The organism is Achromobacter sp. MUI-25009338, assembly GCF_057359325.1.
Genome location: NZ_CM170627.1, coordinates 724,822 through 750,529 on the forward strand (window position 1 = coordinate 724,822; position 25,708 = coordinate 750,529).

22 protein-coding genes are annotated in these 25,708 nt (G+C 67.8%); 13 read left to right on the forward strand and 9 right to left on the reverse strand.

The window, feature by feature from the left end; genetic code table 11:
* Positions 1-2: 2 nt before the first annotated feature.
* The 6 genes from AC1IQ6_RS03420 to AC1IQ6_RS03445 are packed head-to-tail and all read left to right on the forward strand — an operon-like array spanning position 3 to position 6,140.
* The gene (locus AC1IQ6_RS03420; RefSeq protein ID WP_102774096.1) at positions 3-743 is read left to right on the forward strand and encodes an ABC transporter ATP-binding protein; all 741 of its coding nucleotides are present in this window, start codon (positions 3-5) and stop codon (positions 741-743) included.
* A 3-nt stretch (positions 744-746) separates the two neighbouring features.
* Positions 747-1,403, forward strand: coding sequence for an ABC transporter ATP-binding protein (locus tag AC1IQ6_RS03425; RefSeq protein ID WP_485865846.1), 657 nt, complete (start codon positions 747-749; stop codon positions 1,401-1,403).
* 16 nt (positions 1,404-1,419) lie between these two features.
* Positions 1,420-2,856 (forward strand): aldehyde dehydrogenase family protein, encoded by a 1,437-nt coding sequence (locus AC1IQ6_RS03430; protein WP_485865847.1) that lies wholly within the window; start codon positions 1,420-1,422, stop codon positions 2,854-2,856.
* 27 nt (positions 2,857-2,883) lie between these two features.
* Positions 2,884-3,636 carry a glucose 1-dehydrogenase gene (locus tag AC1IQ6_RS03435; protein ID WP_102774093.1) on the forward strand — a complete coding sequence of 251 codons (753 nt, stop codon included), beginning with the start codon at positions 2,884-2,886 and terminating at the stop codon, positions 3,634-3,636.
* A gap of 38 nt (positions 3,637-3,674) precedes the next feature.
* Positions 3,675-4,799, forward strand: a complete 1,125-nt coding sequence (locus AC1IQ6_RS03440) for a zinc-dependent alcohol dehydrogenase family protein (protein ID WP_485865848.1) — start codon at positions 3,675-3,677, stop codon at positions 4,797-4,799.
* A 36-nt stretch (positions 4,800-4,835) separates the two neighbouring features.
* Entirely contained in the window at positions 4,836-6,140 is a 1,305-nt protein-coding gene (locus AC1IQ6_RS03445) for an ABC transporter substrate-binding protein (protein ID WP_102774091.1), read from the forward strand.
* Between the two features lie 55 nt (positions 6,141-6,195).
* On the opposite strand, the gene AC1IQ6_RS03450 is transcribed toward AC1IQ6_RS03445, so the two are convergent.
* Positions 6,196-6,843 carry a hypothetical protein gene (locus AC1IQ6_RS03450; RefSeq protein ID WP_485865849.1) on the reverse strand — a complete coding sequence of 216 codons (648 nt, stop codon included), beginning with the start codon at positions 6,841-6,843 and terminating at the stop codon, positions 6,196-6,198.
* A 203-nt stretch (positions 6,844-7,046) separates the two neighbouring features.
* Here AC1IQ6_RS03450 and AC1IQ6_RS03455 point away from each other — a divergent pair, with 203 nt between their 5' ends.
* On the forward strand, positions 7,047-7,760 hold the full coding sequence (locus AC1IQ6_RS03455; protein WP_485865850.1) for a 5'-methylthioadenosine/adenosylhomocysteine nucleosidase: 714 nt from the start codon (positions 7,047-7,049) through the stop codon (positions 7,758-7,760).
* Between the two features lie 12 nt (positions 7,761-7,772).
* On the opposite strand, the gene AC1IQ6_RS03460 is transcribed toward AC1IQ6_RS03455, so the two are convergent.
* The 3 genes from AC1IQ6_RS03460 to AC1IQ6_RS03470 are packed head-to-tail and all read right to left on the reverse strand — an operon-like array spanning position 7,773 to position 8,546.
* Positions 7,773-7,937 carry a hypothetical protein gene (locus AC1IQ6_RS03460; RefSeq protein WP_168202185.1) on the reverse strand — a complete coding sequence of 55 codons (165 nt, stop codon included), beginning with the start codon at positions 7,935-7,937 and terminating at the stop codon, positions 7,773-7,775.
* Between the two features lie 51 nt (positions 7,938-7,988).
* Positions 7,989-8,258, reverse strand: coding sequence for a PAAR domain-containing protein (locus tag AC1IQ6_RS03465; RefSeq protein WP_102774088.1), 270 nt, complete (start codon positions 8,256-8,258; stop codon positions 7,989-7,991).
* 36 nt (positions 8,259-8,294) lie between these two features.
* Positions 8,295-8,546, reverse strand: a complete 252-nt coding sequence (locus AC1IQ6_RS03470; protein ID WP_102774087.1) for a hypothetical protein — start codon at positions 8,544-8,546, stop codon at positions 8,295-8,297.
* Positions 8,547-8,683: 137 nt separating this feature from the next.
* On the opposite strand from AC1IQ6_RS03470, the gene tssA reads away from it, so the two are divergent.
* On the forward strand, positions 8,684-9,790 hold the full coding sequence (gene tssA, locus AC1IQ6_RS03475; RefSeq protein WP_102774086.1) for a type VI secretion system protein TssA: 1,107 nt from the start codon (positions 8,684-8,686) through the stop codon (positions 9,788-9,790).
* Here the strand turns inward: tssA and AC1IQ6_RS03480 are convergent.
* The 5 genes from AC1IQ6_RS03480 to AC1IQ6_RS03500 all read right to left on the reverse strand — a co-directional run bounded on the left by AC1IQ6_RS03480 (position 9,787) and on the right by AC1IQ6_RS03500 (position 17,669).
* Positions 9,787-10,581: an OmpA family protein gene (locus AC1IQ6_RS03480; RefSeq protein ID WP_102774085.1), complete on the reverse strand. Its 795-nt coding sequence runs from the start codon at positions 10,579-10,581 to the stop codon at positions 9,787-9,789. The genes tssA and AC1IQ6_RS03480 overlap by 4 nt on opposite strands.
* Before the next feature lie 2 nt (positions 10,582-10,583).
* Entirely contained in the window at positions 10,584-11,567 is a 984-nt protein-coding gene (gene tagF, locus AC1IQ6_RS03485; RefSeq protein WP_102774084.1) for a type VI secretion system-associated protein TagF, read from the reverse strand.
* Positions 11,564-15,322, reverse strand: coding sequence for a type VI secretion system membrane subunit TssM (tssM, locus tag AC1IQ6_RS03490; RefSeq protein ID WP_479731000.1), 3,759 nt, complete (start codon positions 15,320-15,322; stop codon positions 11,564-11,566). Before tssM ends, tagF begins: the two co-directional genes overlap by 4 nt.
* Positions 15,323-15,388: 66 nt before the next feature.
* A complete protein-coding gene (locus tag AC1IQ6_RS03495) occupies positions 15,389-16,780 on the reverse strand; it encodes a hypothetical protein (protein ID WP_485865851.1) in 1,392 nt (463 codons plus the stop codon).
* A 37-nt stretch (positions 16,781-16,817) separates the two neighbouring features.
* On the reverse strand, positions 16,818-17,669 hold the full coding sequence (locus AC1IQ6_RS03500) for a M15 family metallopeptidase (protein WP_102774082.1): 852 nt from the start codon (positions 17,667-17,669) through the stop codon (positions 16,818-16,820).
* A 311-nt stretch (positions 17,670-17,980) separates the two neighbouring features.
* Here AC1IQ6_RS03500 and AC1IQ6_RS03505 point away from each other — a divergent pair, with 311 nt between their 5' ends.
* The 5 genes from AC1IQ6_RS03505 to AC1IQ6_RS03525 are packed head-to-tail and all read left to right on the forward strand — an operon-like array spanning position 17,981 to position 25,642.
* Positions 17,981-18,700 carry a hypothetical protein gene (locus tag AC1IQ6_RS03505; RefSeq protein WP_485865852.1) on the forward strand — a complete coding sequence of 240 codons (720 nt, stop codon included), beginning with the start codon at positions 17,981-17,983 and terminating at the stop codon, positions 18,698-18,700.
* A 27-nt stretch (positions 18,701-18,727) separates the two neighbouring features.
* On the forward strand, positions 18,728-21,604 hold the full coding sequence (locus tag AC1IQ6_RS03510; RefSeq protein WP_479731004.1) for a type VI secretion system Vgr family protein: 2,877 nt from the start codon (positions 18,728-18,730) through the stop codon (positions 21,602-21,604).
* Between the two features lie 13 nt (positions 21,605-21,617).
* Positions 21,618-22,583 (forward strand): DUF4123 domain-containing protein, encoded by a 966-nt coding sequence (locus AC1IQ6_RS03515; protein ID WP_485865853.1) that lies wholly within the window; start codon positions 21,618-21,620, stop codon positions 22,581-22,583.
* A complete protein-coding gene (locus AC1IQ6_RS03520) occupies positions 22,576-23,355 on the forward strand; it encodes a DUF3304 domain-containing protein (RefSeq protein ID WP_485865854.1) in 780 nt (259 codons plus the stop codon). The genes AC1IQ6_RS03515 and AC1IQ6_RS03520 overlap by 8 nt, the downstream gene beginning before the upstream one ends.
* Positions 23,348-25,642 carry a DUF2235 domain-containing protein gene (locus AC1IQ6_RS03525; RefSeq protein ID WP_485865855.1) on the forward strand — a complete coding sequence of 765 codons (2,295 nt, stop codon included), beginning with the start codon at positions 23,348-23,350 and terminating at the stop codon, positions 25,640-25,642. The genes AC1IQ6_RS03520 and AC1IQ6_RS03525 overlap by 8 nt, the downstream gene beginning before the upstream one ends.
* Positions 25,643-25,708: the final 66 nt, after the last annotated feature.

Sequence of the window (25,708 nt, forward strand, 5' to 3'; positions counted from 1 at the left end):
AAATGAAACCCCTCATTAAGACCACCGACCTGTACCTGGCCTTCGGCGGCGTGGTGGCCGCCGACAACATCAACTTCGAACTGCACGAAGGCGAACGCCTGGCGGTGATTGGGCAGAACGGCGCCGGCAAGACCACGTTCATCAATATCTGCACGGGTTACCTGGCGCCATCCCGGGGCAAGGTCTGGTTCGACGGCCGCGATGTCACGGCGATGGCGCCGCGCCGCATCGTTCGCCTTGGACTGGGCCGTTCGTTCCAGCTGCCGCAGCTGTTCACCGAGCACAGCGTGCGCCAGTGCGTGCAGATCGCCGCCGCCCGGCGCAACAAGGATCTGAGCTGGTTCCGTTCGCTGGAAAGCACCATAGACGCCAAATCGGTCGACGCCACGCTGGACCTGGTGGGCCTGTTGCCCGAGGCCGACGAACCGTGCATCGGCCTGCCCGAAGGCAAGCGCAAATTGCTCGACGTGGCGATGGCGCTGGCGCTGCAGCCCAAGCTGCTCATCATGGATGAGCCCACCAGCGGTGTGGCCTCGGAAGACAAGTTCGGCCTGATGGAGACCGTCATGAGCGCGCTGGACGAACGCCGCGTGACCAGCTGGTTCGTCGAGCACGACGTGGACATCGTATCGCGGTACGCCACGCGGGTTGCCGCCTGGATTGCCGGCAAGGTGGCCGCCGATGGCACGCCCGAGGAGGTCCTGAACAATGCGCAGATCAAAAGCGAAGTGCTGGGGGCCTGAAACATGTTGAACCTATCGGTCGTCAACGTCGACCTGGCGGGCAACCGCATCCTGCGCGACGTCAGCGCCACTTTCGAATCCGCCAAGACCATCGGCATCGTCGGCCGCAACGGCGCGGGCAAGACCACGCTGCTGCGCACCATCATGGGCCTGACCCGGATCCGGTCCGGCACGATCTCCTTTGACGGCGCCGACCTGACCGCGCTGCCGGGCCACCGGCGCGCGGCGTTGAAGGTGGGCTACTCGCCCGAAGATCGGGTGATTTTCCCCACCATGACCGTGGAGGAGAACCTGCACCTGCCCTGCGAGGTGCAGGGCCTGTCGCGCGACGAGATCCAGACGCGCGTGGCCGCGGTGCTCAAGGTGGTGCCGCAGCTGGAACCCATGCTCAAGCGGTCGGGCTCAGCGCTGTCGGGCGGCCAGGGCAAGATGGTCGCACTGGCGCGCGCCGTCATGGTGGGAACCCGCCTGCTGATGCTGGACGAGCCCTTCCAGGGGCTGGCGCCCAAGCTGGCGCGCGACTACACCGAAGCACTGGCGCGGCTCAAGGAATTGCAGCCCGAGCTGTGCGTGGTGATAACCGAATCCAACGTGAAACTGCTGGGAGACATCCCAGACCAGATCTGGACCATCGAGCGCGGCTCGATTTCCCTGAATTGATACTCCGGAGAGTGGCATGACGCAAATGATCATCAACGGCCGCCAGGTCGACGCGGCCGACGGCCGCAGTCTGGAAGTGGTGTCGCCGGTCGACGGCCAGGTTTTCACCACAATCCCGCGCGGCCAGCAGGCCGACGTCGACGCCGCGGTGCAAGCCGCGCGCGGCGCGCTGGATGGTGCGTGGGGGCGCATGACCGCGCTCGAGCGCGGCCGGCTGCTGCTGCGCCTGGGAGAGAGCGTGCTGGCCCACCACGAGGAACTGGCCCGCCTGGAATCGCGCGACACCGGCAAGCCCATGTCGACCGCGCGTGCCGACATCACGGTGCTGGCGCGCTACTTCGAGTTCTATGGCGGGGCCGCCGACAAGGTCCATGGCCAGACCATCCCGTTCCAGCAGGACTATTCCGTACAGCTGATCCGCGAACCGCTGGGCGTGACGGCCCATATCATCCCGTGGAACTATCCGGCGCAGATGTTCGGCCGCAGCGTGGCACCGGCGCTGGCCATGGGCAACGCCGCGGTGGTCAAGCCCGCCGAAGACGCCTGCCTGTCCATCATCCGCGTGGCCGAGCTGGCTCTGGAAGTCGGCTTTCCCGCCGGCGCGCTGAACATCGTGACCGGCCTGGGCGAAGAGGCCGGCGCCAGCCTGTCGCGCCATCCGGATATCAACTTCATCACCTTCACCGGCTCCAACGAGGTCGGCGTGCTGATCCAGCAGGCGGCCGCGCTCAACGCGGTCAAGTGCGTGCTGGAGCTTGGCGGCAAGTCGGCTCACATTGTGTTCGACGACGCCAACTACCGGCTGGCGATTCCGGCCATCGTCAAGGGCATCGTCCACAACGCCGGCCAGACCTGCACCGCCGGCAGCCGCCTGCTGGTCCACCAGGGCATCTATGCCGACTTCATGAAGGCGCTGGCCGAGGAATTCTCCAAGGTTCGCGCCGGCACCCCAGACATGGACCTGACCTGCGGCCCGGTGGTCAACAAGGCGCAGTTCGACCGCGTCAACCGCTATATCGAAAAGGGCCGGGCCGACGGCCTGAAAGTTGTGGCCCAGGGCGGCATCGCCGACGGCGTGCCCGCCGGTGGCTACTTCGTCAAGCCCACGCTGTTCTCCGCCGCCAGCCACGACAGCGACCTGATGACCCAGGAGATCTTCGGGCCGGTGCTGGTGGCGCTGCCCTTTGCCGACGAAGCCGAGGCGATCCGCCTGGCCAACGCCACCGACTACGGCCTGCTGGGGGCTGTCTGGACCGAGAACGGCGGGCGCCAGCAACGCGTGGCCCGCGGCATCAAATGTGGCCAGGTCTACATCAACGGTTTCGGCGCCGGCGGCGGCGTGGAGCTGCCGTTCGGCGGCGTGAAGAAAAGCGGGCACGGGCGCGAGAAGGGCTTTATCGCCCTGGAAGAGATGAGCACGACCAAAACCATCATCCAGTTCTATGGCGAATGATCGCCGCGTACACCAACGGAGACAGAAATGAGTCAGTTGCAAGGTAAGGTCGCCATCGTCACCGGTGGTGGCAGTGGCTTCGGCGAGGGCATTGTCAAGCTCTACGCCAAGGAAGGCGCCAAGGTCGTCATCGCCGACATCAACAAGGCCGCCGCCGACCGCGTGGCCGGCGAAGTGGGCCCGGCCGCGCTGGCGGTGCAGGCCGACGTCGCCAGCCGCGCCGACATCGACAACGTCGTGCGCACCTGCCGCGAGGCCTTCGGCTCGGTCGACATCGTGGTCAACAACGCCGCCATTACCCACAAGAACCAGCCCATGCTGGACGTGGACGAGGCCATGTTCGACCGCATGTTCGACATCAACGTAAAGTCCATCTACCACATGGCGCAGGCCGTGGTGCCGGTAATGCGCGAGCAGAAGCGCGGCGTGATCCTGAACGTGGGCTCGACCGCCGGTATCCGGCCGCGTCCCGGCCTGAGCTGGTACAACGCGTCCAAAGGCGCCGTCAACGTGCTGTCCAAATCCATGGCGGTGGAGCTGGGCGCCGACGGCATCCGGGTCAACGCCATCTGCCCGGTCATGGGCATCACCGGCATGTTCGAGCTCTTCATGGGCCTGCCCGACACCCCGGAAAACCGCGCGAAGTTCGTGTCGACCATTCCTCTGGGACGTTTCTGCCAGCCGTCCGACGTGGCGGCCGCGGCGCTGTTCCTGGCCAGCGATGCGGCCGAGTTCATCACCGGCGTGGAATTCCCGGTCGACGGCGGCCGGACGGTCTAGCGCCGGCCGCCACTTCTCTTTCTGCGGATGACACGCATATGAAAATCAGAGCGGCGCTGTTGCGGCAAACCGGCGTGGAAGGCCCTTATGCGCGGACCCGGCCATTGAGCATTGCCGAGGTGGAGCTGGACCCGCCGGGCTTCGGCGAGGTGCTGGTGCGGATCAAGGCGGCGGGGCTATGCCATTCCGACTTGTCGGTCATCAATGGCGACCGGCCGCGCGGCGTGCCCATTGTCCTGGGCCATGAGTCCTCGGGCGAGGTGGTGCAGACCGGCCCCGGTGTCAACGACCTCAGGCCGGGCGATCACGTCGCCATGGTGTTCGTGCCCAGCTGCGGCTGCTGCAACCCCTGCATGGAAGGCCGGCCAGCGCTGTGCGAACCGGGGGCGGCCGCCAATACCCAGGGCACCTTGCTGGGCGGCGAACGCCGCCTGCACATCGGCGACGAGTACATCAACCACCACACCGGCGTGTCGTGTTTTGCGGAGTATGCCGTGGTGTCGCGCCGTTCCTGCGTCAAGGTCCACGTCGAACTCAGCCACCGCGAGGCGGCGCTGTTCGGCTGCGCCGTGCTCACCGGCGCAGGCGCGGTCATCAACCGCGCCCGCATCAAGCTGGGGGATACTGCAGCCATCGTGGGGCTGGGCGGCGTCGGCCTGAGCGCGCTGCTGGCTGCCGTCGGGGCTGGCGCGCGGCGTGTGGTCGCGGTCGATCTCAGCGACGAAAAGCTGGCGCTGGCGCGCGAACTGGGCGCCACACACGTAGTCAACCCGAAACAAGTGAAGTCTGTCGACGATCTCATCGACCTGGCCGGCGGCCGCGTGGATTACGGCTTCGACATGGCCGGCGCCGTGCCGGCCTTTGAAACCGCCTACAAGCTGACGCGCCGCGGCGGCGCGACGGTGACCTCGGGCCTGCCCAATCCCAAGTCCAGCTTCGCGCTGTCGCTGTCGCAGATGGTGGGCGAGGAGCGCGAGATCCGGGGCAGCTATCTGGGTTCCGGCGTGCCGGCCATCGACATCGGCCGCTACATCGATCTGTACAAGGCCGGCCGCCTGCCGGTGGACAGGATGATGGGCAAATCGTTTTCGCTGGACCAGATCAACGAGGGGTTCGATCACCTCGCCACCGGCGGCAGCCTGCGCGACGCCATCGTTTTCTAAGGGCGCAGACCCGATAACAACACTGGAGACTACATCATGAAACTCTCAAGAATGGCGGCGCTGCTGGGCGCCTCCGTGCTGGCCGGCGCCGCGGCGCTGGCGAACGCGGCGGACAAGCCCAAGGAACTGAACATCGGCATTTCTACCTATCTGTCGGGCTCGGCTTCGGTGTTCGGCGTGCCCGCGCGCGACGCGGCGGAGATTCTGATTCAGGAGATCAACGCCAACGGCGGCATCGACGGCGTTAAGCTGGTGCCCAGCTACATTGACGAGGGCGGCGGGGGCGAGAAGCTGCTGTCCGAGTATCGCCGCCTGGCCGAAGGCGGAACGCGGGTCATGCTGTCGGCCATTTCCAGCGGCCACTGCAACATCGTCGCGCCCGTGGCCGAGGATCTGAAAGTGTTGAACGTGCTGTGGGATTGCGGCACGGAGAAGGCGCTGGAGGGCAAGAAGTACAAGTACGTCGTGCGCACCCAGGCCAACGCCACCACCGAAATGGTCGCCCAGGTGCTGTACCTGATGAAGGTAAAGCCCGATTTCAAGACGATCGCCATCGTCAACCAGGACTACGCCTGGGGTCGCGATTCGCGCGACATCTTTCTGGCTGCGCTGAAGAAGTTCAAGCCAGACGTCAAGGTCGTGGCCGAGATGTTCCCCAAGTTCGGCGCCGCCGACTTCTCCACGGAGATCAGCCGCCTGCAGGCGCTGCGCCCGGACGTCATCGTCTCCACCTCCTGGGGCGGCGACCTCGACAACTTCGTGCGCCAGGCCTCGCAGCGCAATCTGTTCAAGAACTCGACCTTTGTGCTGTCGCTGGCCGAAAGCTCGCTGGAGCGCCTGGGCAACGCCCTGCCCGAAGGTGTTTACGTGGGCGCTCGCGGCGACCATTACTTCCTGCACCCGGAAACCAAGGACGATCCGCAGCACCAGGCCTTCGTAAAGAAATTTCATGAAAAGACCGGCGCCTATCCCATCTATTCCGTCTATCACATGGTGCAGGCCATCCAGGGCCTGAAGGCGGGCTACGAGCAGGCCATCAAGGCCAACGGCGGCGCCTGGCCCACTCCGGAGCAAGTGGCGGCGGCCATGCACGACGTGACCTTCAAGGGCTATGGCCGCGAAGTCAAGCTGCACCGGGCCGACGGCCAGGGGCTGGAGGCGCAGCTCTTCGGCGTGACCAAAAAGAGCGACAAGTACCCGTTCAAGGTGCTGGCCGACATCACCATCGTGCCGGCCGAACTGGTCACCCCGGGCGTGGCCGATACGTCCATGGGCTGGATCGAGAAAAGCCTGACGCCGGACGTGCTGAAGAGCGACCAGATCAAGGTTTATTCGAACTGAGCAATCGGTGCTGTGTGCACGTTGGCCCCGGCGGGAAACCGCCGGGGTTTTTTTCTCAAGCCGCGCTTTCCAGCTCCACCCGGTTGCGGCCGTTCAGCTTGGCTTCGTATAGCAATTCGTCGGCGCGGCGCGACAGCCGCGCCAGGGCGGCGGCGTCCGTGCCTCTGGCGTAGGTGACGCCGATGCCGTCGGACATCGCCGCGCGCAGCTGCGGCACCAGCGCGACCATGTCGCCGACCACGTTCCACAGGTTCAGGCCCGAGACAGTGGCGCGCGGCGCGGCGATCGCGAGGTCGGCGCCGGCGCGGGCGTCGAGCAGGGCCTGCCGGATGCGCTGGATATTGGTGAATTCGGCGGCGCCGTCGGGATTGAGCGGGGCGCGGTACAGGGCCAGCAGGTCCGCGATGCGGGCGTTGGTGCGCTGGCGCGCTTCGTCCAGGGCGCGGAGCATTTCGTCGGGCACCGGCAGGTCGGCGCCCAGCGCCGCGTTCATGGGGCCGCGCTCGGCCGATACCGCTTCCATCGCTTCCAGGGTCCTGCGCACCACCACGAAGCCGCTCATGGCTTCGCCGGTGGCGGCCAGGGACCGCCAGTTCTGCTGCACCACGATCACGGTCAGCATGGACACGGGCAACGCCACGCCGGCCGCCAGTATCAGGAAATACCTTTCCAGCGATTTAAGGGCAAAGACATTGCGGAACATGCGGCAGACACGGACTCGGAACAATGACTGGCCGCAGATTACTTGAAATGCGGCGCCGGCTGCATTGGTTTAGGCCAACATTTCCGCAGGCTTGCTTTTATGTCGCATTAAGTCGAATTATCTCAATCCCGTGGCGGCCGGACGGCCCTTCGGGTATGTTGCGGGCTGGGCGGCCGGGGCCGCGCATGACCGTAAGAGTAGACATGGGACGTTTAGCCATTCTGGGCGCCCTGCACGAGGAAATCGCCGACCTGTTGGCCGCGATGGACCCGGGCGCCGCCACCTTCCGCATCGCCATGCGCGATTTTCATGTGGGCACGTTGTGGGGCACGCCCTGCGTGATCGCGCTGAGCCGCATCGGCAAGGTGGCCGCGGCCGCCACGGCTTGCATCGCGATCCAGGAGTTCAAGGCTTCGCGCGTGATCTTCACCGGCCTGGCCGGCGGGCTGCACGCGGACGTGGAGGTGGGCGATGTGGTCGTGGCCAGCGCCGTGATGCAGTACGACATGGACGCGCGCCCGCTGTTCGGGCGCCACGAGATCCCCTTGCTGGGACGCGAGCGCTTCGACGCGGACCCGGCGCTGGGCAGGCTGTTGCAGGACAGCGCTGCGCGCAGGCCGCCGAAGGTGCACCACGGTCTGATCGCCACCGGCGACGTGTTCGTCAACGACAACGAGTACGCGCAGCGGCTGCGCCAGGCGCTGCCCGAGGCGTTATGCCTGGAGATGGAAGGCGGCGCCACGGCGCAGGTCTGCTATGAATTCGGCGTTCCGTTCGCGCTGCTGCGCGTGATCTCGGACCGCGCGGACCATGCCGCCAAGAGCGATTTCACCGATTTTCTGGTGAACCTGGCGCGGGTCTACAGCGCCGGCATCCTGGCGCCGCTGCTGCAATCGGGCGCCTTGCGGCAGGCCTGAGCGCCACGGCCTTCAGGGGCCGGTGTCGGGATAGTTGGGGCCGGCGTCATGGAAGCCGCCGCTGCTGTAGGGATTGACGGCGCCGGGGTGGGGCGGGCCGCCTGGCCCCGATGCACAGCCGGCAAGCAGCAGCGCCGCGGCCACGAGGCAGAGCTGGCGGATCAGAGCGGATTTCATGGAAGTCTCCTGCGCATGTTCGCGGGCCTGATTCATTCTACGCCGCGCGGCTTAGCCGTGTTCCAGGCGGTAGAACTGCTGGCTGGCGATCAGGGTGGCGCCGCAGGAGGTCTTCATGCCTTCGAGCGCGGTGCGCCGGTCGGAGCTGACGCTGGCCGCGCCTTCGACGATGGTGTGGGTGCCGCTGCATTTGGGGCAGGTGACGCGGTCGCCCAGCCGGGCCATGGGCTGGCCGAAGATCATCACCGTTTCGTCGCCCGTGACGACCACCCCGCCATGCGAGGTGCGGTCGCCCTTGCGTATCACCGATAGCTGCGCCATGGCTGCCTGTTGCGTTGTCAGAAATGTCGTGTTTGCTTACAGATACGTGCCGTCCGGCGCCAGGCGGGGCGTGCCGACGACGAAGCTGCCGTCGGGCGCCATGCGCACCGGACCGCCGCCGCCCAGGTAGCTGCCGTCGGGCGCGCGCTGGGGCTTGCCGGCCACGTAGGTGCCGTCCGGGGCGCGCGTGATGGGGCCGCCGTCGCCGACATAGGTGCCGTCGGGGCAGCGGCGCGGCTTGCCGTTGATGAAGCGGCCGTCGGGCAGCATGTGGAATGACTTGTTCATCTCGACTCCGGGTCGGGGGGAATGCGCATGATAGCGAGGCTGCGTGATGCGCTTTGTAATAGGACGTGTCATCTTCAAACGTCCCGCCGTTACAGATATGGGAAGATCCGTCCGACCCGTCTTCCCACAAAATCAAAATGAGCGATATCGACACACTGCTGCAGCCCATCCCGGGCGAGGCGCCCTGCGGCGTGGACATGGTGTTTTCGGCCGAGTTCGACGCCATCCGCGAAGCCCGCCGCCACGACGATCCGCACCTGGACCAGGGCGACTGGATCATCGACATCAAGGAAGCCGACTGGCCGCAGGTGATCGCCATCTGCACCGGCGTGCTGCGCGAGCGCAGCAAGGACGTGCGCGTGGCGGCCTGGCTGGCCGAGGCCTGGGCCAAGACGCGCGGCTTCGCCGGCCTGCGCGACGGGTTCCTGCTGGTCGACGGCCTGTGCCGCGGCTACTGGGACGGCCTGCATCCGGTGCCCGACGAGGGCGACGTGCAGCAGCGCGTGGGCAACCTGGCCTGGCTGCTGTCGCGCTCGCAGCAGCTGATCCGCGAGCTGCCGCTGACGCAGTCCGAAGGCGGACGCTACGGCGCGGCGCTGTGGGAAAGCGCCACGCAGCTGGCCAACGCGGTCAAGCGCGCGCCGCAGAACGCGGCCGAGCTCACCCGCGGCAAGCTGACGCTGGAGCAGTTCGACGCGGCGCGCCGCGATACGCCGCCGGCCTTTTATTCGGAGCTGGAGGGCAGCCTGCAGAGCTGTTTCGCCGCGCTCGACATGCTCGAGGCGACGCTGACGCAGCGCCTGGGCGACGAAGGCCCGGCTTTCTCGCCGGTGCGCGAAGCCTTGAAGAGCGTGGCCGAACTGGCGCACCGCTTCGCCCGCGACGCCGGCCTGCTGCCGCGCGCCGAGACGCCGGCGGCGCCGGCCGCCGCCGCGCCCGCGCAACCCGCCGCCACCCGCCTGGAGCCGACCTTGAGCCCTGCCGAACCCCAGCCCGCGGCGCCCGCCGCCGCGCGCGGCCCGCTGCAAACCCGCGACCAGGCGCTGGCGCAGTTGCGCGAGGTGGCGGAATTCTTCCGCCGCACCGAGCCGCACAGCCCGGTGGCCTATCTGGCCGACAAGGCCGCCAACTGGGGCGAGATGTCGCTGCACCTGTGGCTGCGCACCGTGCTCAAGAACGACGACGCGCTGGCGGGGCTGGAAGAGCTGCTGGGCGTGCCCAAGCAGCCCGACGGCAACGGCTAGCGGCTGGCGCGGAACTCGATGCGGCGGTTCTTGGCGCGGCCTTCGGCGGTGGAGTTGGTGGCCAGCGGCTGGTCCGGCCCGGCGCCCAGCGTCTCGAAACGGGCCGCGGGCAGGCCCTTGTCCACCAGATAGTTGCGCACCGCGTCGGCGCGCGCCTGGCTCAGCGCCAGGTTGGTGCTGCGGCTGCCGGAGCTGTCGGTGTGGCCGATGATCTGCACTTTTTCGCTGCGCAGTTTGGGCACCACGTCGGCCACCTGGTCCAGCAGTTCGCGGCCGCGCGCGGTCAGCGTGGCGCTGCCGGTCTCGAATTCCACCACGCGGTTGGCCAGCAGGTTGTCGAGCAGGCCCTGCTCGTCCTTGCCGGCCGCCACCCGCAGCCCGTTGACGATCTTGTAGGTCGGGTTGAGCGAGGTCGCGAAGTTGCTGGCTATCTGCTGGCGCGAGGCTTCGTTCTGCACCTCGCCGCGCAGGCGGATCTGGGTGCCGTCGATCTCCAGCTGGCCGCGGTTGATCTGCTTGAGGGGCTGGCCGATCAGCTTGCCCACGTGTTCCGACCAGTTGGGCGGCGCGACCACGCCGCCCACGTCGATGCGGTCGATCACGTTGCCCACGCCGTAGACCTGCTGCAGTCTGGCCAGCACGTTGGCCTTGGTGGCCTCGTCGGGCACGGCGCCGCTGGCCACCACCTGGCCGGGCTGGGGAATGACGTTGGCGGGAACGACGGTGGCGGCGTCCTGCGCCGCCGCGGCGCAGGAATACAGTGCCGCCAGGATCAGGAGAGAGACGCGCATGGTCAGGCTCCGGTGAATACTTCGCGGAAGGTGTCCAGCGCAATGCGCAGGGACAGCCGCGGTTGGTCCAGATAGCTGGAGAGCTTGGCCAGCCCGTGGCTGGCCGATACGTGGTTGCGCACCCAGGGCGCGTCCTCCAGCACGATGTGCTGCTCGGCGTAGGTCTGCGGCGTGGACAGCAGGCCGGCCAGGGTCTGCGGCGAGGCGCCGCGGAATCCCACCGCCAGGCGGTGCTTGCCGCCGATGCGGCCGACGAACAGCGTGATCTCGAAGTCGGCCCGCGCCAGGAACGGCGCGATCAGCGTCATCCAGTACGCGGCCACCAGATTGATGTAGAGCGGATCGTCCGGCAGGGGCAGCGACAGCCCCTTGTCCAGCTGCGACGAGCCGCTGGACATCACCGGCTCCAGCAGGATGCCCAGCGCCAGGATGATGTCGTGCACGCGCGCCTGGTGGCCGTTGCCGCGCAGCATCGCTTCCAGCCGCTCGACGGTCTGCAGGTCGACGAAGGCGTCGAAGCCGTCGTCGGCGGCGGTGCGGATTTCGCCTTCCAGCTCGTTCAGGGCCTGCAGGGCCGCGGCCGGATCGCTGTCGCTCATCAGCATGGCGGCCGCGCCGCCCATGCGGTTCCACAGCCGGCTGAAGGCCATGGGGCTGCGGGCGATGAATTCCAGCGGACGCTGCACCTCGACCGAAGTGGCCGACAGGAACGGAAAGCGCCGGCCCGACTGGTCCTGGCTGGGTTGCAGATGCCCCGCGATGGCGAGCTTGCCGCGCGAACCCAGGATGGCGAAGGGCATGGGCTCGGCCTCGTCGTAGAGCGCCTTCCAGTGCGGCTCCTGCGCCAGGATCTCCATGGTGTTGGCGACCCACGCGTCCAGCGTGGCCATCAGCTGCGGATGCGAGGTGTTCTTGACGAAGTCGCCGCGGGTGGGAATCTTGCCGAAGTAGGCCGTTCGGAACAAGGGGGACTGCACGTTGCTCATCGCGGCGCTCCGGGTTGCGTCTGGGCGGAGGAGGGTTCAGGGGAGGCGCCGACCACCGAAGTGGGCAGGCGCAGGTTGCGCAGGCCCTGGCTGCCGGGCTCGCTGCCGCCGGCGCCCGGCGCCTGGGCGTTGCTGATGATGCGCAGCTTCACCGGCACCGTGACGTTGGACTTGGCCCAGCTCATGTTGAAGCTGCCGTCGGGGTTGGAACTGCGCTGCGCCGTCGAAATCAGGCGCTCCAGGCCGAAGCGGCCCGGCTCGTTGACGACCTCGACCACGCTGCCGTCGAAGGTGGTGGCGGTGATGCGCGCGCCCGGCGCGCCCTGCGCGTTGGGCCACACGAAATTGACCCACTGCGGCGGCGTGTTGCGGTAGCGCAGCTGCTGGCCGTCGATCTCGATGGTGTACTCGGTCACGCCGCCGGCCGGCCGCGGCTGGATCTGGAACAGCGTCTGCGGCTGGCTGGCCGCGCCGCTGCCGGCCGCGCCGCCGGACAGCGGCGCCACCCACTGCGCGAAGTTGGCGGTGAAGGTCGGCTGCAGGCTGACGCCCATGTCGCCCCAGGTGCGCGCCGTCAGGATGTCGCCGCGGCGCACGGTCAGCGGGCCCAGGGTTTCGTTGACGTAGCGCGCGATGCTGCCCTGCGGGCCGAAGACCTGGCCGATCTCGGCGCTGCTGGCTTCCACGCTGGCGCTGCCGGCGAACGGATACTTCTCGGCCAGGTTCTGCGTGAACGGCTGGTACACCTGCGCGTTCCAGACCTTGTTCAGCTCCGACTCGGCCGGCTGCATGGTGACGGCGTAGGCCTGGATCAGCGGGCGCACCAGCAGCGGACGCAGCGTTTCGCGCTGGGTCGCGCTCATGCCGGCCAGCATCTGTTCGTCGACCAGCTTGAGCGCGTCGGCCAGTTCGGAATCCTTGCCTTCCAGCGTCTGGCGCATCAGCACCAGCGCGCCGGGGCCGGGGTCGCCCTGGTTGTTCAGCAGGTTGAAGCGCGTGCGGATCTTCGACAGCGCGCCCATGTAGTTGCCCAGCAGCGACTGGTTGTCGCGCGTGACCACCAGGCGCGCCACGTCGGAGAACTCGCGTCCCACCGGACCCATCGGAATCGCCTCGCCGTTGGCGGTCGCGGCGCCGGGGGCGGGCGGCGGCGTCTGACGCAGGATCACGCGCTTGAACCAGCCGACCACGCCGCTTTGCGCCTGCTGCAGCCCGGCGTTGATCAGCGAGGGGTTGTCCCAGGAGGTCTGCTCGTAGGTGGTGTTGATGAGCTTGGCGATGGGCGACGTCTGCGGATCGCCCAGGCGGTTCATCGCGCCGACCGATTGCTGGAAGCTGGTGAAGGGCTTGATGGTCACGCCCCGCAGGAACTTCTGCCATTCCTCCGCGTACTCGGTCTTGTACATGGTGGCCAGGCTTTTCTGGATCTGCTCGGGGCTGCCTTCCAGCGTCAGGTCGTCGCGCGCGTTCACGCCCAGCACCCAGTCGCTGGTCTGGACTTCCTGCTTGGCGGCTTCGCTGATGGCCGGCTGGATGTACTGCTCCCAGGCCTCGCGGGTGAAGGTGCCCGGGATGGCGTAGCTGCCCGCCACCACGCCGGCGTCGTTCTCGCCGACGATGCGCGCCACCGTCATGGCCTGGAAGCGCGTGGCGGCGCGCGCCTTGAGCGTGGCGTAGGCGCGTTCGCGCGCGGGCATGCCCTGCATCACCGCGCGCAGGCTGCCGCGGGTCTTCTCCACCAGCGCCAGGTTGGTTTCGATCTGCGGCCAGCCGGCGTCCTGCGCGCGGCCGACATAGAACGAGATCAGGCGCTCGGCGCTGCGGATCAGCTGGTCGCGCGGCATGGCGCCGCGGTTGGTCTCGAGCCAGCCGCGCCAGAAGCGCGTGATCTGGTCGGACAGGTGCGTGGGGTCGACGTGCTGGTGATTGGCCATCATCAGGTACGTCTTGAGCGCGTTGTAGGCGTCGTCGGCGTTGGTGGGCGAGGCGTCCTGGAACAGCGTGTCGGCGCCGGCGGCGTGCGCGGCGCGGACCTGTTGCGGCGCCGGCTGGGCGGCGTCGCCGGCGGCGGCGGCCGCCGACGTGTCGACCTTGGCCAGGAAGTCTTCCAGGCTGGTCTTGACCGGGGCCAGCATGAACTGGCGCACGCCGTTGTAGTACTCGGCCAGCAGGCGCTCCTTCAGCACGTCGCCCTGGTACAGGCCCAGGCCCAGCGACCACGGCCGGCTGGCGCTGTAGCGGTCCAGCTGCTCGATGCGGTCCTGCAGGATCTCCATGGCTTCCAGGCGGCTTTGCAGGTCGGTGCGCTCGCTTTGCAGGCGCACGATCTTGTCCATGTCGGCCTGCACGTTCTGCGCCAGCTGGCGGTTGCCCAGGTACGACCAGCTCCATCCGCCCAGCACCAGCCCCAGCGCCAGCACCAGCCCGAAGAAGGTCAGGTAGCGCATGCGGGTCTTGGCCGGGCTGGCGTGCTGGCGCACCAGTTTCTTGTCGGCGAAGATCACGCTGGAGAACAGGTCGCGCAGGAAGAAGCCGTTGTGCGAGGACACGTTGCGCGACAGCGCGCGCTGCGCCGGGCGCAGGTCGAAACGCTCGGCCAGGCGCTCGGTGGACGAGCTTTGCGACACGCCTTCCTGCAAGGCGCTGGTGAAGTAGAAGCCGCGGAACATCGGCTTGTACTGGAACGGATTGGTTTCGAACAGCGTCGACAGGAAAGTGCGCAGGGCCGGCTTGATGCCGGCGAATTCCAGCGGGAAGGTCAAAAGGCCGGGCGGCAGTTCGCGGTTGGCGCGTAGCGAGATCTGCGCCGTGCCCATTTCCTTCAGGCCTTCGTACAGCTCGTCGAAGCGCTCATCGAACAGCGCCAGCACGTCGCGGTTCTCCTCCGCGCCGTAGGGCAGGGTGGCGCCCCACACCCGGTCGCGTTCGCGCTGGTCGCTGTCGGAGAAGAACTCGCTGAAGCCCGAGATCAGGTCGGCCTTGGTGAAGATGATGTAGACCGGCGCGAACACTTCCAGCCGGTCGGTCAGCTCCTGCACGCGCTGGCGCAGGTTCTTGGCCAGGTTGATGGCGAACTCCGGGCCCGCGCCGGTCAGCTCGTCGATGCTGGCGGCCACGATGATGCCGTTGATGGGCGCCTTGGGACGATGGCGCTTGAGCAGGTCCAGGAACCCCATCCACTCGTTGCGGTCCTCTTCGTGCACGGAATAACGGCCCGCGGTGTCCAGCAGGATGCCTTCGGTGGTGAAGAACCAGTCGCAGTTGCGCGTGCCGCCCACGCCACGCACCGCCGCGCCGTTCTTGTCGGCGAACGGAAACTGCAGGCCCGAATTGATGACCGCGCTGCTCTTGCCCGCCGCCGGGTTGCCGATCACGATGTACCAGGGCAGCTCATACAGCGCTTCGTTGCCCGAGGCCTGCCCGATCTTGGAAGTCTTGATGGTGCGCACCGCCTGGGTCAGCCGCGAGCGCAGCGCTTCCACGTCGTTGCGGTTGGCGGCCGCGCCCGTCTGCACCTGCTGCTCCAGCATGTCGCCCAGGTTCTTGTTGGCGCGCCGCGTGCGCCGCCGGCGCCACAGGTAGGCGCACAGCCACAGCAGCACGCATGCGCCCAGGGCCAGCCCGGCCCAGGCCAGGCCGATCTCCGCGGTTTCGGCGAACAGGAACAGGAACACCATCAGGGCGATCAGGCCGATCACCATGAAGGTGCGCGGGTTGGCCAGCACGCGCGACGTCCAGTGCCGGCCTTCGCTCATGGCGCTGGATATGCTGGAAAAGAAACCTGAAGGGCTACGCATGATGTTGGACGGTTTTCTTGTGGGTCAGGCAAAAGGGCGGATGGGGCGGGACACCAGCGCCAGCGTGCGCAGCGCGGGGTCCTGGGTCATGACGGCGAGCACCGGCGCATCGGTCTGCGCGCAGGCTTCGCCGGCCACCGCCAGCGTGAGCAGGTGCGCGGCCGCGCCGGTATGGCCGCAGGCCGCGCCGACGGACAGGCAGTCCTGGTTCGGGTCCAGCCTGGGAAACAGCGCGCCGGCCAGGCCCGCGGTTTCCAGCGGGCGGCTGCCGCGATGGTCGGCGTCGCTGACCAGCGCGGCGATCGCGTCCGCGGACTGTTCCTGCCGTTCCAGGAAGCGGGCGGCCAGTTCGGCCAGCGCCGGCTCGGCGGCGGCGCCGCGCGCATCGGCTTCGGTGGCGCGGCGCGCCGACGGCGACAGCGTCAACGTGAAAGCGTCGGCCGGCAGTTCGCGCGGCGGCGCGGCGTCAGGCGCGACGGGCGCAAGGTCCAGCAACAGGCCGGCGGCCGCTTCGCCCGGCACGCGGCCTTGCGGATTGGCGGTGTCGACCAGCCGGCCCGCGGTGTCCCAGGCCTGCACCACGCCGGCGTCTATATAAGAGTCCGCCGCGGCCACCAGGCGCAGCGCGGCGTGCGCCGGGTCGGGCGATTCCTGCGCGAGCCGGCGCAGCAGCGCGTCGCCGGCCAGCGCGTCCTGCGCCTCGTGCGTGCGCGCTTCGAGGCGTCCGGCCGGCCACACGGCCGCGTCGCGGGCGCGGTCCGCCGCATGCGCGCGCGCGGCCTGCGGCCAATCGGCGGGCAGGAGCAGCTCCAGCTGCAGCCGCGGCCAGTCTTCGTCGCGCTGCGGCGTGCCGTTGTCCAGCACGTGGGCGCGGGCTTCCTGCGACAGCGTTTCGACCACTTCGCACAGCAGCTCGGCGGCGCGCAGGCAGTCGTCGCCCGGCCTGCCCGCGGGGCCGGCCGCGGCGCTCGCGGCTTCGCGCAGCGCATCGATGTCGAGATGGGCGGCGCGGCCGCTGAATACCGGAAAGCCTTTCGCGTTCTTCAGCGCGGGGTCCAGTTCGGGACGCTGCTGCCTGGACAGCGCGGCGTGGATGGCGGCCGGATCGGCGCCGGGGGCCGCGCGCGCCGTGCCGGCCAGCGCGGTCAGGCGCACAAGCGCGGGAGGCGGCGGAGCCTGCGTTTCGTCGGCGGCCGCGGCGGGGGCGGGCGCGGCCCTGGCCTCGCGGCGCGCGCGGACCACGCGGGCGCCGGCCCAGCCGGCGGCGAGCAGCGCCAGCGGCAGCGCGAACAGGTACAGGCCGATGTCCACGCCCGTGGGCAGCGTGTGCGACTCCTGCCACCAGATGATGACGGCGAGCCAGACGAGGCCGAAGACGAGGGCGGCCAGCAGGCCGGTTTTGAGGATGCGGCTCATGGGCGTTCTATCGGATAGGCGTGGCGGACCGGCCGGATCATTGCGCGGCTCCGTTGCCGCGCCGCATGACGCCGGGGCGGCGCAGCTCGGTGTGGCCGAAGTCCATCATCTTCCAGCGTCCGCCCCAGGTCAGGCCGACGCGCTCGGCGGTCTCGCCGAACAATTCATAGCCACGCATGGCCCAGGGATCTTTCTCCGACACCACCACCTTGCCGTCGCGCAGGAAAGCGCTGTCGGCGGCCAGGCCGAACTGGTGATAGCTCTGGTAGGCGCCGGCGTTGGTCACGTGCGCGCCCATGCCGGCCAGCTGCGTCTGGCGCTCGGGGCTGCGATAGCCTTCGATCAGCACCATCTCGTAGCCGTGCTCCTCGCGCATGACGCGGTACGCGGCCAGCAGGCGCTGGCGGTAGTCGGCGTCCAGCAGGTTCCAGTCGCGGCTGGCGCCGCCCAGATTGGGACGCACCAGTTCCACTTCGCGCGTGGTGAAGGCTTCGGGCGGCAGCGGCGGCGGCGGCACCAGTCTTTCGCCGGTCAGCAGGGCCTGGATGCGAGGGTCCGGGCCGGCCATCCGATCCTCGTAAACAAATGTGTGATTGTGTCGCATGACGAAAGCAAAAAGCGACGGAAACAGCGCCACGGCCAGCCCGATGGCGATATGCCAGCGATAGGCCGAGAACGCGCCGCCGGCCTTGCCGAAGCCTGCGCGCACCGCCTGCGCCGAGCCGCCGACGACCACGCCCGCCTGGCCGGCGCCGCGCGCCATTTTGCGGCGTACGCCCTGGGCGAACGCGCGCGCACCGCGCGTCGCAGCCTCCCGCAGGGGCGGGAAGACGAGCAGCGCGGACACGCCGATGGCCAGCACGAAATATAGGGGCAGTAGGAGCAGCAAAGAGGTGCCTCAGTTACGAAGGCGTAATCTTTTGTTCTATTTGGGATTCAGGCAAGCGCCTGGGCGTTGCAAAACGCGTCTGTGGCTAAGAACTCGTAACAAGAATCGATGATCGAAAACATGTCATCGGGTATTCTCGAACGCCTTGGTTACGGGAGGGCGCTGGCTTCCCTGAAAACACGGGACTTCGCATGGCAGAAGACGAAAAAAGATCGCGATCACCGACCTCCGTTCCTAGTTTGCTTGCAGGGCGCGCATCGTCTGCGGATGATGGCGGGTCGTCGCGCATTCTTGCCGCGCTCGAAGGCCGCGTGCCGGACGCCGAGGTCAAGCATCTCGCGCCCAGGCGCCGTTCGCGCGCGCCGCTGCTGTTGCTGTTGCTGCTTGTGGCGGGCGCCGTGGGCGCAGGCCTGTATGCCGTGTTCGATGTGGCCGAGCCGCCCGTGGTGGCGCTGGCCGACGCGCCCAGCGCGCGGGTCGTGCCGGTCGCGCCGGATGTCCCCGCGGCGCCCGCCGCCAGTCCCGCCGAGGCCGAGGCGCCGCCGGCCGCGGCCGCCATCATCGACGATCATCCCCTGGCGCAGTTGACGCGCCCGGACGACGACGCCCGTGTTGCGCAAAACCCGCTTTCGGCGCTGGCGGTCACCGCCGCGCCGCCGCCGCCGCAGGCCGCGCTGTCTGCGCCCAAGGATGCCGGGCCCACGGTGCGGCGCGCGCAGCATGCCGCGAACGCCGCCGGCCCGCAGCCGGCGCCGCGCGCCAAGCAGCCGCAGAGCAAGGATTCCGACGCGGCGCTGCTGGCCACGCTGATGTCTTACGGGCTGCCTCCCGCTTCGCCGCCCGGCACCAAGGTCTACAAGAGCGACGGCATCTTCGTGCGCGAACTGCCCGGTTCGCCGCTGCCGGCGCGCCTGGAGCAATGCCGCAAGCTGGGGTTCCTGGAAAGCGAGCAATGCCGGCTGCGGGTCTGCGCGGGCCATTGGGGCACCGCGCCCGAGTGCCCCAATCCGCAAGCCAACATCGAGCCCTGAGCCCCTGGAAAAAGGTTTTTACCCGTAATGGATCCGATCGCGACCGCTGGCCTGTTCAGTTCCGACGCCCGCCTCTACAGCCTGGAAGGCGAGGGCGCGCTCGCGTCGCTGCAGGTGGAAGGCTGGATCGGTCGCGAAGCCCTGTCCGGCGTGGCGCAGATGCGCATCGTGGTGTTGGCGGACGACGCCGGCCTGTCCCTGCAGGACATGATCGCGCGCCCGGTCACGTTGTGGACCACGCGCGCCGACGGCAGCCGCGCCGGCCGCAGCGGCGTGGTGCGCGAAGCCGAACTGCTGTCCGGCGACGCCGGCCTGGCGCGCTACCGCCTGACCGTGGTGCCGTGGCTATGGCTGGCCACGCAGCGGCGCACCAGCCGCATCTTCGAATCCACCGCCGTGCTGGACATTGTGCGCCACGTGCTGGCGGAATACGAAGGCTATGTCTACCGCGTCGCGCCCGACGTGGCGCCCGCGCTGGCGGACCTGGCGCCGCGCCCCTACGTGACGCAATACCGCGAGACCGACTACGCATTCCTCAGCCGCCTGCTGGCCGAGGCCGGCCTGGGCTGGACGGTGGTGGAAGACGCCGAGGCGCCCGCCAGGCATGCGCTGCTGATATTTGCCGACAGCCGCGGCCTGCAGGAAGACGCGGAGTCGGCCGGCGGCGGCGTGCGCTTCCATCGCGCCGCGGCCACCGAATCGCGCGACACCGTGCAGGCGCTGGCGCGCCGGCGCCGCCGCGTGCCTGACCGCATCACCGTCCTGGGCTGGCACGACAGCGCCAAGCGCGCCGTGGCGGCCGAGGCGCTGGTCAACCCGGCCGGCGGCGCGGACGAGGCGGCCGGCCTGGAATGGTATGAGCCCGTGGGCCACGGCGGCTTCGCCGACGAGGCCCAGGCCCGGCGCCAGGCCACCCTGGCCATGGAAGCCGTGCGCGCCAGCGCCGAGACCTTCGTCGGCCGCGGCGGCGTGCGCACCTTCCGCTCGGGCACGCGGTTCACGCTGCAGGCCATGTCGTCGCTGGGGCCGGCCGACGAGGAAGGGTTCGAGCCGGTGTTCGCGCTGGACCGCGTCGAACACGTGGGCATCAACAACCTGCCGCCCGAGACACGCGCCTCGCTGGCGCAGCGCCTGGGCGGGCTGGAGGCGCACCTGTCGCTGGACGAAGACGCGCCGCTGCCGCCGGGCGGCGCGACGCCGGCGGACGCCGCGTCGTCGGCCGGCGCCGAAGTCCTGGCCCAGGCGCGCGAGATCGGCTACGCCAACCGCTTCGAAGCCGTGCGCTGCGACCGTCCGTGGCGCCCCGAGCTGCCGCAGGCGCGCGGCGCGCGCCTGAGCGGCGCGCCCTCGGTGCATGGCGTGCATACCGCCGTGGTGACGGACGCCGACGGCGGCGCCCGGCCCAAGGCGCAGGACGAGATCCTGCGCAACAAGCGCGGCGACGTGCGCGTGCGCTTTCACTGGCAGGGCGAAGCGAAGGAGGGCGAGGCCCGGAGCCGCTGGGTCCGCGTGGCGCAGCGCCAGTCCGGCGCCGGCATGGGCATCAGCTTCGTGCCGCGCATCGGGCAGGAAGTGCTGGTGCGATTCCTGGACGACGACGTGGACCAGCCCATCGTGGTGGGCGCGCTCTACAACGGCCGCGGCGAAGGCGGCACGCCGGCCACGCCCGGCGGACGCCAGGGCGGCGAGGTCGACATGCAGGTCTATGCCGCCGCGCGCGACGGCATGCCCAGCGCCCAGGCCAACCTGGCCGGCGGCAACGCGCCCGCCTGGCACGGCGCCGGCGCCGGCGATGAAAACCATCGCAACGCCGCGGCGCTCTCGGGCTTCAAGAGCAAGGAATTCGGCGGCTCCGGCTACAACCAGATCGTCTTCGACGACACCGACGGCCAGCTGCGCATGCAGATCAAGAGCAGCCAGGCGGCCAGCGAACTCAACCTGGGCCACCTGATCCACCAGGCCGGCAATTACCGCGGCGGCCTGCGCGGCCTGGGCGCGGAACTGCGCAGCGACGCCTACGGCGCCGTGCGCGGCGGCGCCGGCGTGCTGCTCAGCACCTACGCCGCTTCGGGCGGCGGCGCCGGCCCGGTGGGCGACGCCGCCGGCCTGCAGGCGCTGGCCGGCCAGACCGACCAGATGGCGCGCTCGCTGGATAGCGTGCTCGGCGCCCACCAGGGCCTGCGCCTGGCGGCCGCGATCGGCACCAAGGGCCCGGAATCCAGCACGCTGGACGACGGCAAAGCGCCCCTGGCCGCCATGCACCGCAGCGTGTCGGGCACCGTCGCCGGCGACAGTCTGGACGGCGCGCGCGGCGACGCCGCGGCCAAGCACACCGAAGCCGCGGCCGGCAAAGTGCCGCACCCCACCGATCCCGTGGTGCTGATGGCGGCCCGCGCCGGGCTGGCGCAGGTCGCCGGCCAGCATCTGCAATACACCGCCGGCGAAGCCGTGCACTGGTCCTCCGGCAAGGACCAGAACCTGGCCGTGATGGGCGCGCTGCGCCTGCATACCGGCCAGGGCCTGGGCATCGTCGCCGGGCTGCAGCAGGGCGGGGCCGACTCCGGACTGGACCTGATCTCCGCCACCGGCGACGTGCAGGTGCAGGCCCAGCACGACACGCTCAGCGTAAAGGCGCAGCAGGACATCAGGATAGGCAGCGCCCAGACCTTCGTCGAGTGGGCCGCGCCCAAGCGCATCCGCATCGCGACCGCGGCCGGGGCCAGCATCGTGCTCGAAGGCGGCAACATCACGGTGACAGCGCCGGGGAAGATCGATGTGAAGACGGGGAACAAGCAGTTCGCCGGCCCGGACCGCATGCCTTACGCCTTCCCGCAATTCACCGTCTGCAAGCAATGCGTGCTGGATGCGCAGGATGGCGTGCAGTCCATCACGGACAAGGCATGAGGCGGGTCGAGGCATGACGGATTGGAAAGCCCTGCTTGGCGGCATGCTGCGCCAGGCCGAAACGCTCTCGGCCGAAACGGGCGTGATGGTCAACGCCTACCTGCTGGTCGATTTTCGTGGCCGCGCGGAGTTGGCCGAACCCGTGCGCGCCAGCGCCGACCTCAGCTACGGTTCGGTCTGGCTGGGCACCGAACTGGCCGTTTACGGCGAAATCCAGCCCCTGCTGATCGAAGTCGACGATCTGACGCGTTCCGAGCTGAGGCTCGATACGGAGGCTACGCACGGCTCCGAACTGCTGCGCCTGCTGCGCAGGCTGCACGAGACGGACGGCGGACAGTTCGCGGTGACGTACATCCTGTCGCCCCTGGCCCTGCCCGAACTGATGGCGCATTGCGCCTATTTCGGCGACTACAGCCTGCCGGACGGCCGCGAGTATTACCTGCACTTCTACGACAGCCGCATTCTGGACAGGGCGTTCCTGGTGTGGAGCGACGCAGAACGTGAGCGGTTCCTGGCGCCCTTGAGTCGCTTGCGTTACTTGCGGCGCGATGGCTCCGTCGCGCAATGGAGCGGCCCGGGCGCGGTCCGCGCAAGCGCGGCCGGGCTGCCGCGTCCGCATGCCTTCAGCCTGGCGCAGCATCAAGCCTTGCTCGATCTCGATTATCCGGACAAGCTGGCCCAGCAGATCCGACGAATCTACCTGGGCGTGCTGGGCAGCGATATGCGGCAGGATGAGCTGCATGCGCGCGTGCTCGAGCAGATGGCGCGGGCGCGCGCCTACGGCGTGGAAACCGAGCGCGACATGCTGGACTATGTGGCGTGGGGAATCACCATTTCCCCGCGTTTCGATGAACACGAGGCGATTCAGCCGGCGTTGCGCGCGTTCAAGGGCCGCGGCCCGGGCCTGTCGCAAGCATTGGCGGACGTGCCTGACGCGGTGTGGGACAGCCTGCCGCGGGCGGAGGAGAAAGATGCGTAAAAGCGTGATTGTCTTGTTGCTTTGGCTGGGAATGCTGGTGGGCTGCAACGGCGAGCCCAGCTATGGAGGGCTGTCCTTCATTACGTACAACTACACGCCTTGGGATTTGGACAGGATCCAGATCACGGATAACGAGGGAAACTCGGCTGTAACCGGTTCGATTGGGGCGGGTGGAGGGGAGGGTTCCGTAACGTGCTGCTACCGCCTGAAAGGCACCGATTTCAAGGTGCGATGGAGAGGCGTGGATGGAGAGGAAGCCATAAAGCACTTGGACGATGGCACGTTGGACGAGGTGGTTTTCAACAAGGAAACGCCGGTGCACTTCCCCCCTTCGGCCATCCCGGCCGGAGACGGTCCGCTTTATCTCGAACTGCACATTTACCCGGACGAGCATATGGAAATCGCGCTCAGCCGCAAGCTGCTCGGCCAGGTTCGCATCCCCATCGTCGATACCACCCGCTGGCTGTATTTACAGCATCGCGATGTTCTGCGGAATTATCGGGACAGTTCGGAATTCAGACGTGTTTTGGCCAAAGTGGCCAAGACGGCCTGGATCAAATACCGCATCGAGGACAAGCAGGACATGCGGCAATACATGTACCTGTACTTCACAGTCGCATCGAATTTCGACGCCGATCCGGAGATCGCGGCGGTGTTGGCCAAGCCAGAACGCAAGCCGGGTGATTTCGCTAAGGCGGTGGCGTCCATGTCCGAAGAGAAAATCGCCAGGCTGAAGGCGACAGGTACTGCCACAGGAGGCAAGAATGACTGACAAGGAGCCCGGTGGATTGCCGCAAGTGAATCGCACGCCGGCCTCCGTGCTTAAGAAAATGGCGGAGAACGAGGCGGCTTATCCCAAGCAGGACTGCAACGAATGTGGTGCAGTGCTGCGCATCGGTTTTTTCTTCGATGGGTTTGGCCGCCATCGGGACTTGGACAGCGAGCATCCTACGTTCTACTCGAATATCTGCCGGCTCTGGGAGGCGCACTATGCGCACGACGAAGAAGATCGGCCGGTGAATCAATATTGGTTCCGTTTCTACTATTCGGGATTGGGAACGGACCTGAACGAGGACGCGAAGAGCGACGATTTCATTTACGGCGCGACGGTAGCCGGCAGGAAGATGCTCAGCGAGGCGGCCAAGAACGCGAAAAACGCGGCCATGAACATTACGCGGCTCGACGAGGTCCCTGAGCACGACGTAATGAAGCGGGCGAAAGGCGCCACGCAAAAAGCGATCAAGGACGGCTCGTTCCAGCCCATGGTAAAGGCCTACAAGGACGTCGTGAAAGACGTCAAGACGCTGCCCGACAAGGTCGTCCGGATCTGGAATGCGTGGGACCCGGAACGCATGGCCGACCGCGCAAAAGGAACCGTCCGGGGATTCTGGAGCGGCTTCAAGAAGAATCCCCTGAAGGTCGCGTGGACGGCGGGCAAGGAAATCGTCAAGTCCACCGCGCTGGAAGGTGTTCCGGTCGTACGCGACAACGAGACTGTGGCTTACTACCTGGGCTCGGGCGTGGACAAACGGGTAGACGCGGCGCTGCGCCAGCTCAAGGCGGCCCACGAGGCTGTAAGCGCCGATATGAACAATGTGCGGCGGATAGAGATTTCGGTGTTCGGCGGCGACCGGGGCGGCGTCATCGCCCGTCAGTTCGTCAACGACGTCGTCAAGAAGTACCGTCGCCGCCATGACAGGGATCTGGTCTTTCCCGGACAGAATGGCGCGCGCGCAGCGGAGATTCAGATACGCTTCCTGGGCCTGCTGGATTCGGTAGCGTCCATCATGGAAGAGAACGCCTTCCTCGAGTTCGTTCCATTTATGGATCTGCTCAAGCAAACGCACAAGGACCGTACGCTGACCGTGCCCGGCGCTGTCGGGAAATGCATTCATTTCGCCGCCGCGCACGAACTGCGTGCGAATCAGCGCCTGGACAGCCTGGAGAAGACCCGTGGGGAGCAATACCTCTATCCCGGATCCAGCGGCGATGTGATGGGCGTCAGCCCCGAGGGCTCGCTGGGCTCGCGCACAGAACTGTCGCGAGTGCCGCTGCGGGACATGCTGAATGCCGCATTGTCGAATGGCGTGGCTATCTACAGCATGGAGCAGCTGCGCGCCAAGCGCCCGCAGACTTACGACAAGTTTTCGTTAGACGCCCAGATCAAGGACGGCGGACAAAGCTACTACGTCACCGATCTGGTCGAGGCCTATCGCGGAGTCGTGAAGTACGAGCCCGGCGTCGACTTCATGCCGCACATGGAAGTATTCCTGCGCTGGCTCGCGGTGCGGTACCAGGATCCGGTGTTCAAGGAGGAATTATCGGATCCGGCCGAAAAATGGATACAGGACCGGGACTTCTTTACACCTGAGACAGCCTACAACGAAGAGTTCCGGCGCGTCATGGATCTGCCTCCGGAGGAGCGAAAAAAGCCGGAGAACACGGCTCGCCTGAATGAACTGAAGGCGCTGAAGGAAGAGCGCTGGAACCGCGCGGTCGCCAGCCGCGGCGAACGGCCGCCGCAGCGCTTCAAGCCGCTATGGAAGCGCCTGGAAGACGAATATCGTGAACTCGATAAAGAGGTGCGGGATGAGGCTCGGCGCAGGGAGGAATACTGGCGAGCCGATCCCGTCCGGGCAAACGCCTTGGAGAACTGGGGGCAGGACCAGCAGAACATGCGCAACGAAATAATAAGGCGAAACGGCGGTGAACCGACGGAAGCGGACACACCGAAAGATCTCCTCGCCGAAATGAAGGCCAAGCGCGCCATGCAGCGGCGCCTGCTCGAGGTCTGGCGCGAGGCGAGCGAGGGAAAGAATCCTCTGCCTCCCAAGGTCATGGCGCTGTTCGATTTCCTCGTGCATGACGCCATGCTGAGCAGCTGGCCCGATCACCTGCTGGCCAGCACCTCGATGTATTTCCGGGTGCGTGAAAAGGACATATTCGGCAAGACCGATTTCAAGGCCGAGGAAGCCGATCTGAAATTGCAGAAGGAGGTGGCGTCGCGGGTCGACGAAATGAACGCCAAACTGGCCGGTTCCGTCCCGGTTCGCCCCTAGGGCCTGTGCATGGCTCCTTTTAGTGTGAACAGGCCCTAGTCGCCTGTGGGACAGGACACGGGTTCC